Here is a 19938-nt window from a genome sequence, read left to right on the forward strand (position 1 = left end):
TACCGGGGAACCCGTTCCTGGTTTTTCGGAATGTATTCAAGGGCTTATTTTTACAGGGGTCGATAAGACGAAAACGATGAGGATTTCGGGTTAACCTCTGGGCCCCAGAACGACCTGGAGCCGGTGCGTTCCGCCGTCGTCGGTCAGGCGAATGGCCGCGTCGCCGCGCACCGGTTGGTTGTCCAAGAGAACGGATTGGATGCCCCGGCTGACATGGTGGGGGTTGGCCACTCGGACCTCGTAGAGGGTCGAGTGGTAGCGGAAGTCGAGATCGAAGCCGACCCAATTTTTGGGGATGCAGGGATCGAGGAAGGCGGTGGTGCCCCTCAAGCGAAACCCGAGGATCGATTCGATCCCCGCTCGATACATCCACCCCGCGGACCCCGTGTACCACGTCCAGCCTCCGCGGCCGCTGTGCGGCGCCACGGAGTAAACATCCCCCGCCATGACGTAGGGCTCCACTTTGTACCGGTGGATCCCGGCCCGGGAGTTTCCGTGGTTGATCGGGTTCAACAGGCGGAAGAGATCCCCGGCTTTGTCGCCGTCGCCCAAAGCGGCGAATGCCATCATCATCCAGACCGCCGCATGGGTATACTGTCCGCCGTTCTCTCTCACCCCCGGCAGATAGCCCTGGATGTAACCGGGGCTCGGATCGCTTTTGTCGAAAGGCGGCGCCAACAAGAGGACCGTGCCTTCCTTGCGCATCACCAAATGGGTTTCGGCGGACGCAAGGGCGAGCGCGGCCCGCGCGGGGTCGGCGGCGCCGGAAAGCACGCTCCACGATTGCGCAATCGAGTCGATCCTGCATTCCGAGTTCTCGCGGGAACCCAAGGGAGTTCCATCGTCAAAAAAGGCGCGCCGGTACCATTCCCCATCCCAGCCGGATCGCTCAACGGTCGCCTTCAACTCGGCGACGTGCAAGCGCCAGGCCTGGGCGCGCTGGGCCTCCCCGCGCTTTTCGGCGATTTTGGCGAATTCCCAAAGCGTGGTGTGAAGGAACCAGGCCAACCAAACGCTCTCCCCCTTTCCCTGAGGGCCGACGCGATTCATTCCATCATTCCAATCCCCGCTTCCCATCAGCGGAAGTCCGTGCGCGCCGACCGCAAGGCCGCGGTCGAGCGCCCTGGCGCAATGCTCAAAGAGCGAGGCGCTCTCCCCGGAGGCGCCGGGGGCAAAGTAGGCGTCGTCTTTGCCCGGGGGGAGAGGCCCCCCACTAAGGAACGGGAGAGGCTCGTTCAAAACCGAATCGTCCGCGGTCACCTCCAGATACTTGACCACAACAAAAGGCAGCCAGAAAAGATCGTCCGAGATACGGGTGCGGACGCCCCGCCCCGACGGGGCATGCCACCAGTGTTGCACGTCGCCCTCGGGGAACTGGCGCGAACCGGCGCGAAGGATTTGTTCCCGCGCCCAATCCCGGCGCGAGATGAGCGTCGCCAAGACGTCCTGAAGCTGGTCGCGGAAGCCGAAGGCTCCGCCGGCCTGATAAAAGCCCGCCCGGGCCCAGAGCCGGCAGGCCACGGTTTGATAGAGCAACCAGGAGTTGAGGAGGATATCCATGGCGCGGTCCGGCGTGCGAACCTGGACGGCGCCGAAAACCCGGTCCCAATGCGCCCGGACATCCGCGAGGGTGGCCTCCAAATCGGCGCGGCGATATCGACCCACCAGCGAACGCGCCTCCTCCCGGCTTGAGGCTTGGCCGAGGAAGAACACCACGTCGGCTTTCCCACCGGCGGGGAGAAACACCGTCTGTTGGAGCGCCGCGCAAGGATCCAGCCCCGCCCCCAGACGGCCGGAGAGCCCCTTCCCTCGTTCCAAGGCCGCGGGATGGTCCGGCGTTCCGTTCCGGCCAACAAATTCCCGGCGGTCGCCGGTCCAGGCGGCTTGCTTTCCGCTTAAGTCCGCGAACGCTGTCCGCCCGACGAAATCCGCGTTCCAGGGGTTGCGGGCGAAAATCGCCCGAGTGGCGGCGTCCAGCTCCGTCACGACGTGCGGGGCGGATTCGGGCCGAGAGACGCCCAGGACCCATTCCACGTAGGCGGTCACGGACAGCCGCCGGGCACGGTTGGAACGGTTGGTCAGGGACAGCTGGGATATCTTTACCGGGTCGTGGAGCGGGACAAAGGCCAACAGATCCAGGTGGATCCCATGCGATTCGTGCTCAAACCTTGAATAGCCCTGGCCGTGAGTGGCCCGATAGGGGCTCGCCTCTTCCCGGATGGGGAGCGCCGTGGGCGTCCACACCTCGCCGGTGTCTTCGTCCCGAACATAGAGGATTTCTCCGGACGGGTCGCTCACGGGGTCGTTCGACCAGGGGGTTAATTTGTTTTCTCGGCTGTTCTCCGCCCAGGTATATCCCGCGCCACACTCCGAAACGAGAAACCCGAAAGTGGGGTTGGCGATCACGTTGATCCAGGGGGCCGGGGTCCATTGTCCGGCGCCCAGGGCCACCCGGTATTCCCTGCCGTTCCGCGCGAAGCCGCCCAGCCCGTTAAAGAATTCAAGCGCCTCGGGGCGCGGCAATTCCGGGTTGTTGGGGGGAAGCGGTGGACGGGGCGGCGTCGAACGCGGGGTTTGGACCTCGCGGGCGGCCTCTTGGCGGGCCACCTGGTCCGCCAGGGTTCCCTGCCGGCTCAAAAGCACCACCCGAGCCGCCGTCAAGAGGAGCGTTCGATCCTCCGGAGAAAGCCGGTCCGACCGCAACAAGAATATCCCGCCGCGCGGATCGTGCGTTTCGAGACGGAACGCGGGTTGCCCGGCGCGGGCCAAATCCTCCAACGCTTTCTGGAGGTCCTGTTGGTAGGATCCGGTTTTCTCATTGAGCACCACCAAATCCACGGCCAGGTTTTTCATCCGCCAATACTCATGGGCGCGCAACAGCTGTCGGACGATGTGCCGGTCTTCCGGTTCGTCGATGCGCACCAGGACGATCGGCAAATCCCCCGAGAGGCCATGGGACCAAAGCCCGGGCGCCCCTCGCGCATTGGCTTCCAACACCGCCTCCGAGGCCCGAAGGCCGCGATCGGAATAGAGGAGGCGTCCGGCGAGGTCCTGGAAAAGGTGAAGGTCCTCCGGTTCGGCGCCCAGGTAGTATCTCTGGACTTGGGCCTGGGTCCAAGCCAAGGCCGCGGTGCGCTCGAACATGCCCGCGTTGTGGTATTTATCGGCCAACGCGAGCGCCGCCTCGCGGGTGGGCGCAATCAGGGTGGTGTAGGCCAGGCGGGCGGTTTCTCCCGGCTCCACCCGCAGCCGGCGGCGCAGGCTGACGATGGGGTCCAGGACGGGCCCCGCGGTATTGCTGAGCGGCCCGCCATCGACCACGCACATCGGAGTGCGGACACCGCGCCCCCGCCCCAGGAAACGGGCCCGGTCCGATTCGTATTCCACGGGGGAGTCCAACGGTTGTTCGCTCGCCAGGACATGGGCGGCCCAGAGGGGAAGCTCCTCGGGCGACCGCGGGCGGCGCGAGCACAAAAGGCCGCTCACCCCCGGCACGTATTCGGTTCGCACGAACAAGTTTGAAAAGGCCGGGTGGGCCGCGTCCGCCGCCGGCGTGGCCAAAACGATCTCGGCATAGGAGGTCACTTCGATCTCCCGCGATTCCCCGCTTTCATTTTTTATTTCGACGCGACGTATTTCCGCGTCGTCTTCCGGAGAGACGACGACCTCCATGGTTGTGACCAGCCCCCCGTCCCGTCGCTTAAAGACGGCCCGGTCGTCCGCGAAATCCACGGCGTAACTGTCCCCGAGGACGCCTCGCGGCTGATAACCCACGGACCAAACCTCCCCCGACCGGACGTCCCGCAGAAAAACAAACGTTCCGTACGCGTCGCGGGTCGGGTCCTCCCGCCACCGCGTCACCGCGAGCTCATGCCATTGGGAATATCCGGCCCCGGCGGCGGTGAGCATGACGCTGTAGCGCCCGTTGGAGAGGAGCTGGGTGCGAGGCGGCGTTTCATGGGGGGTGTGAAACCGGCGAGACAGCGCGGGGAGGGGAGCCGCGACCTCGTCCGTCTCCGCCCCCGCCTCTCCTCGCGCGCGGGTCGCCTGAGTCTCCCGGGGGAGCCGCTCTTGCAACAAAAGTTCCGTCGCCTGCACGGCCGGCTCGGAATGGAACCGACGTTGCATGCGCCCCTGTTGCAGCACGTTCGAAAAGGAGACCAGGCTCATTCCCTGGTGGTGAGCCATATACGCCCGGACCAACGCCACGCGCTCATTTTCCGGCAGGCGGCTCGGGGTGAAATCCAACGCCTCGTAAAAGCCGTAGAGGCCCTCCGCCCCGAGCGTGCACAACCGGCGGAAGTTTTGCGCCGCCTTGACGGGCTCAAAGATCGCGGCCAGCGCCGTCGCGTAGGGGGCGATGACGATGTTTTTATCCAAGCCCCTCTTCAACCCGAGGTCGGGGACGCCGAAGCTCGAATACTGGTAGGTCCGCTCGAAGTCCCGCGCGTTGAAGGCCGATTCCGACATCCCCCAAGGGACCTTCTTCTCGCGAGCGTACTGAATCTGCCGGCGAATCACCCGGCGATTGCTCTGCCCGATCACGCTCCCGCTGGGCTCGCGCATGACCAAGGAGGGCATCAAATATTCAAACATCGAGCCGGACCAGGAGAGGAGCGCCAAGCCGCCGTCCACCGGGGCAAACCCGCGCGCCAGCCGAAACCAGTGGGTTCCCGGCACGTCGCCTTTCGCGATGGCCACGAAGCTGGCCAAGCGCGCCTCGGACGCCAGGAGGTCGTATAAACTTGGATCAAGTTTTCCTTCCGCCGGGAGGTATCCAATTGAAAACATTTTCTTGGACGGGTCGAAAAGGAACCGAAAATCCATCCCGGCAATCGTGTCTTCGGCAAATTCCATCACGGCGCGCAGGCCGCTCTCCGCGACCGCGGAGGAGTGCCGAACCGCCTCCAGGAGTCCTCGCGCCGAAGCGGGGAGCGCGTGGCTTTCTTCCAACGCCAGACAAAGGGGGGGGATGTCGCTCAATCGGGTGGAAAGCGGGACATCCGCGGGCGCCAGGAGCTCCTCGGCGTCCCGGGCGTGGCTGTTCACTTGGCGGAGGAGCAATTCACACCACTCCACCACCTCCGGCCGGGACGCGTCGACCTTTCCGCCCTCCAATGTCCGCGCGGTGTCCAGCAGCGTTTCCGCCTTTTCTCGCAGCTCCACAAGGAACGCGCGCCATTGTTGGGGCGTTTCCGGAACCGTTCCCAGCCCCGACGCCATCAAGGAGAGTGCCGATTTCCAATGGGCGCCCGTCACCGTCCCCGTGCGACGGTCGGCCGAGAGGGTCCGGGCCGCCTCCTCCACCTGGGAAAGGGTGTCTTTCAATCCTTGCAGGCTCTCCGCTCGAAAAATCGGTTCGGCCATCATTTCCCGGCAGGCATTGGCAAGCGCCCATAAATGGCCCGCCAGGTTGCCGCTGTCGACGGTGGAGACGTAGTGCGGCGGAAGGGGGTGGAGGTCTTTGGTGTCATACCAATTGAAAAGGTGGCCGCGGTGGCGCGCCAGGGATCGGACAGTTCCCACGGTGGCTTTGAGGCGATCCAGCGTGTCCAACAGGCCGACCCAACCAAAATCACGGGCGGCCACCGTGGACAGGAGGTAGAGGCCGATATTGGTGGGAGAGGTCCGTGTGGCCACGACCGGCCGCGGCGTTTCCTGAAAATTATCCGGCGGCAAATGGTGGGTGTCCGCCGTGACGAACGTTTCAAAGAACCGCCAGGTCTTTCGGGCGATTCGACGGAAGAGCCACCGGTCTTCGTCCGTCAGGGGACGTTGGCTGGGCAATATGGCGGGCCGGCTAATTAGGAAAGCGACCACGGGCGCCAAGATCCAAAGCGACACCCAAAGCAATTCCCAACTCACCCCGGGGCCGGCCACGAGCACGGCGAAGCTGGCGGCCATGGCCACCAGGGAGGGCCCGGCCATCCGCTGCCAATAAAGCGCTAAGCGGGTGTTCGGCTTGGTTTGGGCGGAGCTGATCCATTCCAGAAGGTGTTGACGACTGGCCGTCATTCGGTAAAGAACACGCAGGATGGCGTCCCCCGCGACCCAGGCCTCTTGCGGGAGGAACAGGAACCAGAGGACGAATCGGTTCAACGTTTCCAAGAACTCGCCGGCCAATTCACGCAAATGGTGTCGCAGGGACGCTCGCGGGGGGAGGGAGAACAACCGGAGGAGGGCGGGCAAAAACAAAGCGGCTCCCGTCGCCGCCGCGAGGAATCCCACCCACACCCAGGGGACCGTGGACCCTCCCCCGCAGACCAAGAGCAGGAGGGACGCCGGCGCCACGAGCGATCGGCGCAGGTTGTCCAGCATCTTCCACCCCCCGATCAAAGGAAGCCTCGCGCGAAAGAGATGGGGGAGAAGCTGCCAGTCGCCTCGGATCCAGCGATGGGAACGAGCCGCGGAAACGAGGTAATCCGGGGGAGATTCATCAAAGAATTCGACGTCCGTTAAAAGAGCGGTGCGGGCATAAAGACCTTCAAAAAGGTCGTGGCTTAAAAGCGCATTTTCCGGGACCCGGTCGTGCAACGCTCCCGTGAACGCGTCCACATCGTAAATGCCCTTGCCTGTGTAGGACCCCTCCTTAAAGAGGTCCTGATAAACGTCCGACACCGCGAAAGCATAGGGATCAATCCCGGCGCGGCTGGAGTGGATGTGTTGAAACATCGAGCCGGGCCCCACGGAGGGCAAGACCGGGGTAATGCGGGGTTGCATCACCCCATACCCCGAGGTCACGCGTCGGAGGGCGGGATCGAGATGCGCCCGGTTTAAAGGATGGGCCATTGCGCCCGCCAGCCGAAAGGCGGTGCCCCGCACCATGCGCGTATCCGCATCCAGCGTGATCACATATCGGATGCCGGGAAGAAGTCCCGCGAGGTTCTCCTTTTCGGTGACGAACGTGGTGCCGCGTGTCCCCCGCAGGAGGCCGTTCAGCTCGTGAAGCTTTCCGCGTTTGCGCTCCCAGCCCATCCAAACCCCTTCGGAGGCGTTCCAAACCCGGCGCCGGTGGAAGAGGTGAAATCGGACAAGCCCCTCCGGGGAAGGCCCATGAAGCCGGTTCAATCGCTCGATCCCCTCTCGCGCGGCGGCTAAAAGCGCTTCATCTTCGGGCAGCGATTCGTGGTCCGCATCCATGAAATCCGTCGCCAGGCCGAACTGGATGAATCCGCCGGAATTGCCAAGGAAATGCACTTCGAGCCGGGTCACCTGCTCTTCCACCCCGGGCAGGCACGTCAGCAGCGTGGGAACGACCAAGATCGTCGCTGATTCCTTTGGAATCCCCTCTGAGTAATCAAGTTTGGGGAGGGGTCTCGGGGTGAGGAGGTCCGCGACTCCCCGGTTGGCGAATGCGATCGCGAGGTCGGAGGCCGGGAAATGCGCCAGCAACCCGAGGAAGACCACCAGCCCGAAGTTCTCCCCGCGAGAAAGGCTCAGCCAAACGGGCACCGCCAGGAGAAAAATGGTCCCGCAGGCGATGGCCCCCAAATAAGCCGGGGTGGCGAAAACCATGACCCGCCGTGCCGCCCAACTTCGAAAGGGAACGCGAAACCCGATGCGGGCCTCGAACGACGCTCGACCCGTGGACAAGAGAAAGTAGCCGGGGTCACTGCGTCGCTCCCTCTCTGCCGCACTGATCCCTCGCGGGGTTTTCCTCGACTCAAGGGCCGCTTGCACGACGAGCCGGGTGGTCTCCACTTCCGAAACCGCACTGCCCCGGGAAAGCTCTTCGATGGCGTGTCGGTAGAGGTCCCGGGTGGCAAAATCCATACTTCCGAACCCTGTCTCGGCACGAAGCAATTGCTCTACAACGGAAACGTCCTCAAAGAATTGGGCCCAATCCATGGTGGCCAGCAAGCGCATGCTGGTGATGATGTTCCGCACCGTGGCGTTCATCGCCGTTTGGTCCTGGTGTTCGTCGGCAATGACCTTCTCGGGGGTCGACCCCTGTTGGGCCAGTCGGTTTTCCAGCCAAGACCAAACGGGGGCTAAGGTCGTGTTCTGATCGCGAAGTCGGTGGAGCAATTGCACTTTAAAGGCCCGGGAAAGCCTCTGGCGCTCAAAGCGGCGCAACCAGGCGTCCGAGTCGACGCTCTTGTTTTTTCGCAAACCGAGCAACCGGTCCGCCACGTCGTCGGCGCGCAGGCGGTCGATCCGCCCTTCCACCATGCGTTCCGCCAATCGACGCAAATTTTCGATAAGGACGATGCGCAAACTGATGGAGAACGCCCAAATCTCTCCAATGTCCAACGGGGCTTTTCTCTGGTAGGCTTTGAGGAAACGGCGCAACCACTCGGGATCCAGGCGGCTGTCCGTGTTCGACACGAACGTCCAGGCCAAGGCGTAGATGCGCGGAAAACCGGCGAAAGGCCCGTGGACCAGCGTCGGCAACTCCCGGTAATAACCGGGGGGGAGGTCTTCACGGATTTCGCGGAGTTGTTCTTGAACGATGTAAAAGTTGTCCACCAGCCATTCCACGGCGGGCACGGCGGTCCGATCCGTTAAAAAAGTTCGCGCAATCGAACGATAGACCGAGAGCAGCACCTCCCCGTTAATTTTTACTCGCCGGAGCAGGGGCCGGCGCCAACGCTTTTTACGGGAGATCGGCCAATCGGCGGCGAGTTTTTCAGCGTGCTGTTCAAGCCGTTCGATGCTGCACAGCTCCGCCCGAATGGGCGGCAATTCCTCCCGTTCGTTTATAAAATACCGTTGCAAAATACTGAAAAAATGTTCAACGATGGCCGGCGGCATTGTTCTCCCTGGTTTTCATGAATCCATATTACGTAATAGGGGGACGATTTATGGATTAACCTCAGCCCCGAAATTATCTGGACCCGCCTCGCGGCGCGATGACCCCCCGGGCCGCTTCCTGGACATAGGACAAAACGCTCCTGGTTCGAGACCGAGAGCCTTTTGCCCGGGTTCCCTATCCCGGGGTGGGGATAATTAAATCAAACAGGTCTTGCTTGGGAGCCTTCTCAAACAAGAAATTCAACGCCACGGCAATCATGGACGCGTTTCCCGGGTATGATTTTTACACCACGTTGGTCTCATGAATGACCCTGTCCTCCAGCCGGATATAGCGATCGCTCCCATCCACGGACAAGGACTTGGTTAACAACACCTCCAGCCCTCCTCCGGCGTGCAGGCCGAACTGATTTTCCGTGTTGGTCGTGACCGTCGCGCCGCGCACACGTGTGTAATACCAACCGCCCCCACCCAGCAAAAAGGGACTCAGGCGGGAGTGCGGGGTCAGGTCGGCCATTAAACTCGCCTGAATGGGGAATCCTTGAATCGTGGATCCCTCGCCGAAATCACTTTTACGGTAATCGATAGAACCCTCCGCAGCGAGGACGGGAGTGAAATGGAACCGAGCTTGGGCTCCGCCATGCCAATTTCCATTGTCGCCGCCTTGCGGGTTGTAATAAGAGGCGCGCGGCCCGATGGAAAACGTCGCGTCCCCAACCCCCTCGGCGACTTCTGCCCTCGCCAGAACCGGCATTCTTAAGGCAAGCGTGGCGGCAACCACGAGGCCTTTCATCTTTGAAAAATCCGTGTTCTTTGTGAAACTCCTTTTGTTGGGTGATAAATTCATCCAATCGAAACCCGCCGGCGGTCCTCCCTTCCCGCTCAACGCGGCAATGGATGAGACACACTTTTTGCGGAGGAGGTAACAAACTGTCTGTATATGAAGTGTTTCTTCGACTCAAGCGGGGGGGATCCCCACCGCGAGGTCGTGGCCCGCTTCGGCATACTCGGGATGTTCAAAAACCACCGTTCGGTTCTTGCCGTTGTGTTTGCTTTGGCGAAGGGACTCGTCCGCCCATTGCAAACAATCGGATCCCGTCTTTTCCCCGCGACCCGAAACATAGACCCCGACGCTCACCGTAAGATCGCCCTGGGTTCCCTCGCCCAAATCCAGGCTGGACACGCCGTTGCGGACTCGCTCCGCCATCTGATAGGCTTGCGTAAGACCGGTTTGAGGGAGAAGGATGAGGAACTCATCTCCTCCGTACCGTCCCAGGACGTCCGTCTCCCGGATGTTTCGCGCCATCGTCCGGGCGATCGCCACGAGAGATCGGTCCCCGAATAAGTGCCCGTGCTGGTCGTTTTGCCGCTTAAAATCATCCACATCAATAAACAAGCAAGCCATGGAACTCCCGTACCGCCGTGCCCGCCTGATTTCAACCTCCAACTGCTCCAGGAGGGCCATGCGGGAGAGAACGCCGGTGAGGGTGTCTGTTTGACAGAGGGACTTGAGGCCGCGGGATGTTTTCTCCAGTCTCTCCATTCGCCCCTGCATTCGCCCGATCCTCCGGCCGATTTCTCCTCCAAAAAGGAGAAACCCGATCACGATGGTGATGGTCTTGTATGGCATCTTCCCTCGGGACCCGGCGAAACGGAAGGTCATTAAACCCGCGACGATACCAAACCCCACCAAGGCGCCGAAAAACGCATACCGCCCGGCATGGGGCCGCCAGACCCTTTTGGTTTGTTTAGGCAGGGAGGGGGGACCGAGGCCCATTGGTTCAACTCTTCGATCTGGTAAATACCCCAAACAAACCCACGAGGCTCGCCACCCCACCCCCGACCAGCAGCCAAAGGGCCTTGTCGGTGGGTTCACCGGTGATTAAACGCGACACGTCCGAACCGAAGGAGTTTGATGCATTAACCCCAAAAACAATCAGGGTCACTCCAACAACCAGAAGTACGATAGGAACAGCCTTGTTCATAGGACCTCCCTTTTTATCGACCCAATGGGCGCTTTCCTTTAATGAGGCGGACCAGGATGATGATGATGGCCAGGACGAGCAATACGTGAATGAACCCACCGACCGTATAAGAACTCACCAGGCCGAGAAGCCACAGAACCAACAAAATGACCGCAATTGTTTCAAGCATGACATCCTCCTATCCAAAAGGTTTACCCAAAGCTTCCCTGCAATGGGTGGGACACAGAACCGGGCGGGGAGGTAACACCCCATCCAACCGGATCCTCCTAACGCCCATGGGTCAGCCGCCCGAGGGCGTTCGGCGACGCCCAACCGGGAACAATTTGAGATTGACAACGGCGCATATATCCTTTAAATTGAAATACCGCTATGGAATTCGTCAGCCTATTCCTCGAGTTGATGGCCGATATGCGCTTTGCGATATTGTCCATCGGGTTTGTCGTGGGGTTGATGGTTTTGTTGCGGTTGCTGGTTTTATTGGGTGAGAAAGAAAACCCCGCCTTGACCACGGAAGGTTCTCCGGCGGCCGCGGCGATGGAAGCGCCCGTGGATGCCCCGATGATGTGGGGGGGGGAGTCCGCCGGCAAGAAAAAGGCGGTCAAACCCACCTCGGGGGTGAAAGCCCTTCCCGCAGCGGCCGCCCCCGCCATGGCTCACGCCGCGCCGGTGGTGGATTTCCATTTGTACGAAGCCCTCGTGCGGCGCATTTCCACCATCGAATCCGATTTGAAGCGCGAACCCCTTTATTTGGACCCGATCATCAAGCGGCTCATCGCCCTGGAAAAGAAAGCGGAGGAATTGGGCCAGAAGGCCGGTGAAGCCGCCAAGACCGGGGGGGGATTGCCCGACGGTTTTTCCCAAGAATACCAATCGTTGAAAGGAAAGGTGGTCGAATTGCAACGCATGCTCGAGCATCTTTCCGAAGGCCCGACGCCGCCTCCCCAATGAACAAAAAAACAGCCGGTTTTTTCTTGGTTCTGGATTTGGCCTTTTTGGGGGCCGTTGGGTATTTGATTTGGCAGCGGTATCTTGAACTTCAAAAGCCGGCGCCCCCGCCTCCTCCGCCACCGCCCATCGAAGCCCCGCCGACTCCCGAACTTGAACCGGTGGTGACGTCAACCGAGACGTCCTCCGTGGTCCTTTCCACGGCGCCGGCGGCCGTCGAGTTGTCCACGCCGACCGTTGTGGCGGTTTCGACCCCGGCGGTGGCCGCCCTTCCCGCGGGCGAATCGAAAGCGATGAACGGCACGAAAACCACCCGGTTCACCTACTACAGTCGCACAGCCAATCAAGTTCAGATCGTTGGCGACTTCAACAATTGGACGCCCCAACAATTTCGCCGCAACGCCAAGGGGGGGTGGTTCCTCTCCTTGCCGATTCCACCGGGGGATTACTCCTACAATTATTTGGTGGACGGAAAGACCGTCCGAGACCCGAATCAACCCCGAACGGACACGCAAGGCCGATCCCTTTTGTCCCTGCCCCCTCCCTCCACCTCTTCCCAACCGTGATTTGAAGGGTTTTTTGTCGGTGCAAAAGTGTTGCATAAAGACCGATGGGGGCTTATACTCAATTTTAGCGGGAAAACCAGACGCGATGCTCAAAAATAGGAACAACAAGCGGACGACAATCACCCGGACCATCACGCGCGGCGCGCTGGCGGTCTTGGTGGCGTTTCCCGGTGGCCTTGCCCGGGCCGCGGCCACCAACACGAAAAAATCCAACGTCGAACCGTTGCGGACTTACCAATTCCGGTTCGAAGCCGCCGACCCCATCAAATCCATCCATTCCTACCTGGATTTCATTCGCAAGGTGTCACCGGGTTTGGAGGGGTTGTATTCGCAGTACACCGTCGCCGACCTCCTCATGGAACAAAAGCAATACGGCGATGCGGCCAAATTGCTGAAGTTTGTATCGGAAATACCTCAACACGACCCCTATTTCAAAGCCTCGGTTTTAATGCGGATGGCCGTCGCCCGCATGCGGCTCGGCCAATTCTCCCAAGCCATTCAGGATTACACGGCGGTTCTCGACACCGGGGAAAAAATACTGGCCCCGGAGGCTATGATCGGCCTGGCGGTGGCCCATTTGGCGGCGGGCCAATTGGAAAAGGCGAACACCCGCTTCAAAGAATTGACCGCTTTTTATCCGGCTTATGGACGGCACCCGCGGTTTATGTTGCCGCTGGGCCTGATCCTGTGGGAGTCGCGCCGTTACGACGAGGCGTTGGAGTATTTCCTGCGCAACGACAAGGACCCCGCCTGCCTTTATTTTGCCGGGATCTGTTACCGTGAAAAAGGAAAGGTGCCCCAGGCCGGGGGCATGTTCCGGCGGATTGGGCAAGAGCATCCCAAGACCACCTGGGCCGAGCGGGCGCACTTTGAGCAGGGGGAAACGTTTTATCAGCAGGGGGATTACCTGTTGGCCGCCCAAACCTTCGCCGATGTGGAACGCGCCCATTATTCCCGCGAGTGGGACAATTTGGCGCTGTTCCGCATGGCGTGTTGCGACGTGCGGATGCGGCGATACCCCGAGGCCGAAGATAAACTCTGGCGCCTGAACGGTGAAAAACTGGAACCCGCCCTTTTGGCCAACGTCACTTATTTGCTCACGGAAGCGCTGGCGTCGCAGGGGAAAATTCAAAAGCTCGTCTCTTACTTGGAATCCACCCCGGAGAAAAAGCGGCCGCCCGAAAACACCTACCGCTTGATTTGGGCCCGCGCCGCGCTCGGCGAGCACGAACGGGTGGTGAGGCTGGCCAACGAATTCTTGACGTCGATCGACGACCCCGAACTCACCCCCCGCACCCTGCTCCTGCAGGCTTACGCCTTCCAGGAATTGAAAAAGGGGCCCGAGTCCTTCGCCAACTTCCAATTGGTGGTGGAGAATTTCGGCAAAACGCCCTACGCCGCCAAATCGGCGGAAATGGCCGCGATGAACTTCTTTCGGTTGGGCGAATTCAAATCCATCACCACCCAGGTCAATTCGTTGTGGAACCAAATTTCACCGGAAATGCAGCGGCGGTTCCCGGAAGCCATGTTCTGGATGGCCCACGCTTACATGAAATTGAACGACGGAGGGAACGCGCAGCGCTATTTCCAGGATTTCGTGAAAATCGCTCCGCCCAAACACCCCTGGGTGGCGGAAGCCCTGCGCAACCAGGCCTTGGCCCTTTCGTTGGGAAAGAGCCACCAGGACGCCCTGCCCATCCTTTTGCGGGCCTACCAAAACGCGCAGGCCATCGGCGACAAAACCCTCATGGCCCGCCTGGCGTTGGACCTGGCCAACACGTCCTTCAACGCGCGGAAATACGAGGACGCGGTGACCTATTACCGTCTGCTGTTGACCATCGAACCCAAACACCCCGAGGCGACCTTCGCGCTGTTTCAGGAGGCGGTGGCCTTGCATCGCGGCGAATACTACAACGACGCCGTGGCCGTTTGGGAAAAACTGGCCCAGCAGTTCGCCACGGACAAGCGCGCCCCCGAGGCGTCGTTCCGCGCGGCGAGAACCCGTTTTGAAATGGCCCAATACGCCGTGGCCATCGGTGGCTATGAAAAGCTCATTCAGAATTACCCCCAATCCCCTTTCGCCCAGCGCGCCTTCCTCCAAATCGGCCAGTCCCACTTCAACGCCGGGGACTACCCTAAAGCCATCGAGGCCTATTTGGACTACAAAACCCGTTACGCCAAGGACCCGGAGATCACCCAGGTGGACCAATTGTTGTCCTACGCCTATTACAAGTCGGGGATGAGCCCGGACGAGATTTCGAAATTGACCGCCGGGCAGGCGAAGAGCCCGGTGCTGGCCGATATTTACTGGGAAGAGGGCGCCAAGGCCTACAACAACAAAGACTACGCCAAAGCCCGCGAGAGTTTTCAGAAATTGCTTTACGAATTTCCCTCGGCCACGGTGGCCCCCCAAGCGTCGTTTTTTCGGGCCGAATCCGTCTTTTTGCAGGAAAACTGGGCGGACGCCATTCCGGCCTACGGCAGTTTTTTGAGCAGCTACCCGGATGACCCCCAAAAACCCTTGGCCCAATTCCACCTCGCGGTCAGCCACTTTAACTTGAACGAGCACGACAAGAGCGCCGAAATATTTGAGGCGTTCAGCAAGAATTACCCGAACCACGAATTGGCCAAGAGCGCGACCTTGAACGCCGCCATTTCCTACGCCCGCACGGGGGATCCGAACAAGACCACCCAGGCCTATTTGAATTACGCCTCGCTCTACCCGGACGCTGACGACGTGGGCATGGCCTACATTCAGTTGGGTCAATTTTTGGAAAAGGCCGGACAAGAAACACGCGCGCTTGAGGCCTATCGCCGGGTTCCGAAAAGCCGGCCGGAATACCCCCAGGCCCTTTACCAGTTGGGGCGGCTGCACAAAACCCTCAACGAACCCGTGGGGGAAAGACGGTCCTACGAAGCCTTGCGCGACTTGGCCAAGAAAAGCGATCCGTACCGGGTGGCCGGCGTGTTGGCGCTGGCCGATATGCACGTGGCCGCGAACGACGCCCAGCGCGCCCTCGGGGCCTATGAGGACGTGGCGGCCAACGCCGCCGACGATGTGAGCCGCACTTTGGCCCGGCAACAAATCCGGGCGATCAAAAACGCTTTGAAGGGCACCCAATAAGGAGACACGAATGAACCCCACCCACGAATTGGGATTTTTGGAAATCATGAAAATCAGTTACGTGATGCCGGTGCTGTTGATCATGTCGGTGGTCATGGTCGCCGTTTTGATCGAGCGGTTGATGTTTTACCACAAGATGGCCGGCGTCGATCCCCTCCTGTTCAAACGGATCAAATCGTTCATCGTCGAAGGAAAATTCAAGGACGCCGAGGCCGTCGCCGCCAAAGGGGAGGGGCTGATCGCCGACGCTCTCGAGGCCGTGCTCACGGCGGCCCACTCCCGAAACCGCGCCGAAATGGACCACGTCTTGACGTTGTATTTTCAGCGCACCCAATCCATGCTGGGCCGGCGGTTGGGGTTGTTCGGCACGTTGAGCTTCATTTCGCCCCTCCTGGGCTTGTTGGGGACGGTGCTCGGTGTCATGACCGCGTTTCGCGACCTGGCGTTGTCCGGAACCGGGGGGCCCGGGGTTGTGGCGGCGGGCATTTCCGAAGCCCTCGTGGCGACGGCCGCGGGTATCTTTGTGGCCGTGAGCGCCGCTCTGATTTACAACTATTTTAATTTCCGCTTGAAGCACGTGCTCAACAGCCTGAATATCTTCGGACAGGAAATCGCTTTGATCGTCACGATCGGGCGGGACGTTTGAACTTTTCCAGGGGAACGGTGTCTTCGAATTAGGGAGAAACCATGCACGATCCGAACCAAGAAGGCGAACTGGAAGAAACGGAAAAAATCAACGTGGTCCCCTTGGCGGACCTGACGTTGGTGTTGCTGATCGTTTTGATGGTCCTGTCGCCGATGATCACGCAATCCATGATCCGGGTCCAGGCCCCGCGCGTGGAAGAACGGGCCACCGAGGGCTTCATGGCGCCTTCTCCCGATGAGAAAGCGCCCCCGTCGCCGCTTCTGGTGGAAATATCGGAGAAGGGCCTGCGGTTGAATTACGTGGTTTTCGCCGACGTCGCCGCTTTGTTGCGGGCCATTGAATCGCAACTCCAGCGGACCGCCGATCGACCGGTGATCGTGGCCGCGACGGACGGCATCACGGTGGGTTCCATTGTGGAAATATTGGACGGGGCCAAGTTGGCCGGGGCCAAAAGCGTGGCGCTCGTGAAGAACACGGCGGAGGCGTTTAGGAAATGAGCGGGGACGTGCGGCGACGCATCACATCGGACGGGGCCATCGCGGGCGTGAACATCGTGCCCGTGATCGACCTGTGCCTCGTTTTGTTGGTGGTGTTGATGATCGTCTCCCCCATGCTTGACGCACCGCCGCTGGAGGTCAACCTGCCCCAGGCCCTCTTCGAGGACTCCTCGGAACGGGCGACCATCACCGTTTCCCTGGACACGGCGGGAAACATCGCCGTGAACGACAAACGCCTGGAGAACAAAGAACTCTTGGGCCCCTATTTGAAGGAAGTGGCCACCCGGGAACAGCGGGTGGAACCCATCGTGGTGTTGCGGACCGACAAGGACACCTCCTACGGTCTGTTGACGGAAATCATCGCTTTGTTGAAAGAAGTCGGGTTTGAGGACATCGCCTTGGCCACCCATCCGCTCAAGGACGAATTGAGCGCACCGGGGGAGGGGTCGTGACCGCCGCGCGCCATTGGGATTTGGTTTACGGACGTCCGTCCAGCCCCTCCTGGGACGGGGTGTTGCTGTTGGTGGCGTTCCTGCTGCACACGCCCTTGTTCTTCATGAAGATGAAAGCCCCGCCGGAACGCGGGGATCCGTCGGAAAACTACGTCCGGATCGAAAACATTCAAGACATCATGCGGCGGGTGCCGTTTGATACCCGTGCGATGCTGCGGCCGCCCGAAACGCTGGAAGCGACCCGGATCAACAAGCTCAATCTTTCGGACCTCCTCAAAAACCGGCCCGCGTTGCCCCTGCCGTCGCCGGTGTTGCCCAAGACGCCGGATCTCAAAGGCATTCGCCTGCCCGCCGCGGGGGCGGCGCCGGTCGCCCCGGATTTAACGGCGGTTCCTTCCACCGTGGGCGGTTTGTCGGGAGCGGGGGGCGCGGGCGGCTTGGGCGTTCGTCCCGGCGCCGGCGGAAAGGGGCCCCTGGTGGGAAAAGAATTCACGGCCGCCACCGGATCCCTGGGCGGCATCGGGAACGGAACGGGCCCCACCCTGGTGGGGGGGCGCGCGGGGACGGGTTTGGCTGTCCCGGTTTCCCAGCGCGGGACCGCCGAAGGCGGATTGACGGGGCCGATGGCGATCGTTCCCAAAATCGGGGGGGTCGGCGGCGGGATTGTCGGCCCCGGGGCCGTGGGGGGCGGCGGCGGGTTGGTGAACTCCAAATCGGGCGTGGCCACGCGGGTGCCGGCCACGGTGGAAGTGGACCCCAGCTCCTTGCCGGTGATTGAAGTCAGGGCCCGCACCGGCGCCGGCACGACGGTGAGCAAGTCCATGTTCCCCATCGTGGGGCCCCTGGCCAACCGGAAAATCAAGTTCAGCGAACCCCCGGAATTCCCCGAATGGGCGCGCAAAGAGGGCGTGGAAGCCACCGTTATTTTAAAATTCACCGTGTTGCCCAACGGAAAAGTGAAGGACAACATCGTCGTGGACAAGACGACCGGGTACAAGGAGTTGGACCGGTTGGCCATGGAAGCCCTGTCGACATGGGTGTTCGATAAGCTCCCGGGGGAGACCAATGAGGAACAGGTCAGTTTGATCACCATGAAGTTCTCGCTCAAATGAAAACGAATCTATGGATCGCGGTGTTCCTGGCGGGCGCTTCACTCGGCGCGCCCGGGACCGCCGCCGAAGCCAAGAAAAGTAAAATTTCCAAGACGGCCCCGCGCCTCGAGAAAAAAGAGGAGGACCGGGATATCTCCTCCGGCAAAGCGCCGCAGACGTCCCTGCCGTCCCTGGGGAACACCGAACAGACGGCCTCGGAGGGGGACGCCATCAAGCTAAAAGTGAAAGGCGAGGCCGAAGACCAAATCCCCGTGGCGGTGGTCCCGCCCCCCGTGAATCTTCCTTTTAAAGATGTGGTCGGTTTTGCCCGCCCGGGACAGACCGACCGCGTGCTCACCGGTTTTGTGGAACATCTGCCCGCGAACGAGATTTTGAATTTGGCGGTGTTGAATTCCCGGCAGGGACTCGCCACGGGATCCGTGCGGTTGCCGCGGGCGCCCTTCATCCAAATGGAAGTGCCGCCGGGGTTGGAGATCCTGGGCTACCGGTTCACCGTGAAGGACCAAAACGCCCAAACGGTTTACGCGCAGGAATCGCGCCAGGGCGCCCGGGACCTGATGATTTGGGACGGGTTCGTGGAAAAACGCTGCGTCATCAAAGTGGGGTTGGCCTACACCTCGGAATTGTTTGTGGATTTGGCCGATGGGCGATCCCAGCGCTTTTTCGGCGACCCGGTGCAATTCGACGTGATCCGCTACGATCAGGACGGGGACACGTTCGTGGAGTTTCGCAACGAACGCCTGTTCCTCACGGCCTCCGAGGAGTTGGCGCGGGACGGTTTGCCGTTGATGAAATCCCTGCTGGGTTTGTTGCGCACCCGAACGGCAAAACCCTACAACATCGTCATTTCCATTTCCCGCGACGGGGAAAGTTTGGCCGTCCGCCGGTTAAAAGTCCTGCAGAAATTTATGATGGACGCTTTGGTGTTGGAGGCCGGCGCTTTTGTGTTTGATATCGCGGACACCACGGACCGGGGGGATGTCACCACGTTCCGTATGGCCGGTCCGCCGGAGGCGCGGCCGTGATGCGACGACCTTGGATCGGGACGCTGGTTTTGTTGGCCGCCCTGGGCGCCTCCGCGGCGGACATGGAATCCTTGATGAGCGACGGGGAGCGGTTGTTCAAAAAGCAGGAATACGGCAAAGCCCTGCGGGTTTTCATCAAGGCGCGCAACACCGACCCCTCGAATTTGGAAGCCAAGGAATACATCGACCGGTGCACGGAAAAAATCGTCGAACAGGAGGCCGGGCGGCGCATCCGCGCCGCGGCCAAATCGGCGCGCACGTCGACGGCGACCATCGAACCGGGCCAGCCCGTCCCCGCATGGGCCGCCCCTTCGCAACGCACCCGCGTGGCGCCCGTCCGCCGCAAGCCCACGCGGCCCAAACGTCGAATGCCCACCGACGGGTCCCAGGACGCGCCCACGCCGGGGAAAAACATGATCATCCAACGGGAGCAATTGGCCGAGGATTACCAACGACGGATTTTGGGGGACAGCCCCGTGCGCGTTGAGAAAGAGGGCAATCGGACCGACGTCCTGCTCTACATGAACCGCCTCTTTTTGCCCTTCAAAGACATCCTCTCGCCCGACGCCCTTCCCTACTTGACCGCCGCGGCCCAGGAGCTTCGGGCCAAGGGGGCGAACCAGATCCTGTTGCGCGCCGTGGACACCATGACCCCGGTGGTGCGGCACAACATGCTGGACCTGCCCTCCCGACGGTGCGCGACCGTGTTCACCTTCTTCGTGCGGGCCGGACTCGCCCCCACGCCCTCCGCCTCCGCGACTTACACCGCCGACGATCTGGACGATTAACCGTATTTTTGATCCAATTCCCTTCCCCGCATCGGAACGCGGGGGAA

General features: G+C 61.2%; 14 protein-coding genes. 9 read left to right on the forward strand and 5 right to left on the reverse strand.

Annotated features, from left to right (window positions below; translation table 11 throughout):
* Positions 1–90: 90 nt before the first annotated feature.
* The 5 genes from IPI56_05550 to IPI56_05570 form a co-directional block, all read right to left on the reverse strand.
* Positions 91–8754, reverse strand: a complete 8664-nt coding sequence (locus tag IPI56_05550; GenBank protein ID MBK7545201.1) for a hypothetical protein — start codon at positions 8752–8754, stop codon at positions 91–93.
* 283 nt (positions 8755–9037) lie between these two features.
* The gene (locus IPI56_05555) at positions 9038–9544 is read right to left on the reverse strand and encodes a porin family protein (protein ID MBK7545202.1); all 507 of its coding nucleotides are present in this window, start codon (positions 9542–9544) and stop codon (positions 9038–9040) included.
* Positions 9545–9709: 165 nt separating this feature from the next.
* On the reverse strand, positions 9710–10381 hold the full coding sequence (locus tag IPI56_05560; GenBank protein ID MBK7545203.1) for a diguanylate cyclase: 672 nt from the start codon (positions 10379–10381) through the stop codon (positions 9710–9712).
* Between the two features lie 151 nt (positions 10382–10532).
* Complete coding sequence (locus tag IPI56_05565; GenBank protein MBK7545204.1) at positions 10533–10736, reverse strand: DUF3185 family protein; 204 nt, start codon at positions 10734–10736, stop codon at positions 10533–10535.
* Between the two features lie 13 nt (positions 10737–10749).
* On the reverse strand, positions 10750–10905 hold the full coding sequence (locus IPI56_05570) for a lmo0937 family membrane protein (protein MBK7545205.1): 156 nt from the start codon (positions 10903–10905) through the stop codon (positions 10750–10752).
* A 200-nt stretch (positions 10906–11105) separates the two neighbouring features.
* Here IPI56_05570 and IPI56_05575 point away from each other — a divergent pair, with 200 nt between their 5' ends.
* The 9 genes from IPI56_05575 to IPI56_05615 all read left to right on the forward strand — a co-directional run bounded on the left by IPI56_05575 (position 11106) and on the right by IPI56_05615 (position 19891).
* Positions 11106–11684: a hypothetical protein gene (locus tag IPI56_05575; protein ID MBK7545206.1), complete on the forward strand. Its 579-nt coding sequence runs from the start codon at positions 11106–11108 to the stop codon at positions 11682–11684.
* Positions 11681–12247, forward strand: a complete 567-nt coding sequence (locus tag IPI56_05580) for a glycogen-binding domain-containing protein (protein MBK7545207.1) — start codon at positions 11681–11683, stop codon at positions 12245–12247. Before IPI56_05575 ends, IPI56_05580 begins: the two co-directional genes overlap by 4 nt.
* An 85-nt stretch (positions 12248–12332) precedes the next feature.
* Positions 12333–15371 carry a tetratricopeptide repeat protein gene (locus tag IPI56_05585; GenBank protein ID MBK7545208.1) on the forward strand — a complete coding sequence of 1013 codons (3039 nt, stop codon included), beginning with the start codon at positions 12333–12335 and terminating at the stop codon, positions 15369–15371.
* A gap of 10 nt (positions 15372–15381) precedes the next feature.
* The gene (locus tag IPI56_05590; protein ID MBK7545209.1) at positions 15382–16017 is read left to right on the forward strand and encodes a MotA/TolQ/ExbB proton channel family protein; all 636 of its coding nucleotides are present in this window, start codon (positions 15382–15384) and stop codon (positions 16015–16017) included.
* 41 nt (positions 16018–16058) lie between these two features.
* The gene (locus IPI56_05595) at positions 16059–16514 is read left to right on the forward strand and encodes a biopolymer transporter ExbD (protein ID MBK7545210.1); all 456 of its coding nucleotides are present in this window, start codon (positions 16059–16061) and stop codon (positions 16512–16514) included.
* Entirely contained in the window at positions 16511–16966 is a 456-nt protein-coding gene (locus tag IPI56_05600; protein ID MBK7545211.1) for a biopolymer transporter ExbD, read from the forward strand. Before IPI56_05595 ends, IPI56_05600 begins: the two co-directional genes overlap by 4 nt.
* Positions 16963–18078, forward strand: coding sequence for an energy transducer TonB (locus IPI56_05605; protein ID MBK7545212.1), 1116 nt, complete (start codon positions 16963–16965; stop codon positions 18076–18078). The genes IPI56_05600 and IPI56_05605 overlap by 4 nt, the downstream gene beginning before the upstream one ends.
* Positions 18075–19103, forward strand: coding sequence for a hypothetical protein (locus IPI56_05610; protein MBK7545213.1), 1029 nt, complete (start codon positions 18075–18077; stop codon positions 19101–19103). The genes IPI56_05605 and IPI56_05610 overlap by 4 nt, the downstream gene beginning before the upstream one ends.
* On the forward strand, positions 19100–19891 hold the full coding sequence (locus tag IPI56_05615) for a hypothetical protein (protein MBK7545214.1): 792 nt from the start codon (positions 19100–19102) through the stop codon (positions 19889–19891). Before IPI56_05610 ends, IPI56_05615 begins: the two co-directional genes overlap by 4 nt.
* Positions 19892–19938 lie beyond the last annotated feature (47 nt).

The sequence above is a fragment of the Elusimicrobiota bacterium genome (genome assembly GCA_016706425.1).
Classification (GTDB): Bacteria; Elusimicrobiota; Elusimicrobia; order FEN-1173; family FEN-1173; genus JADJJR01.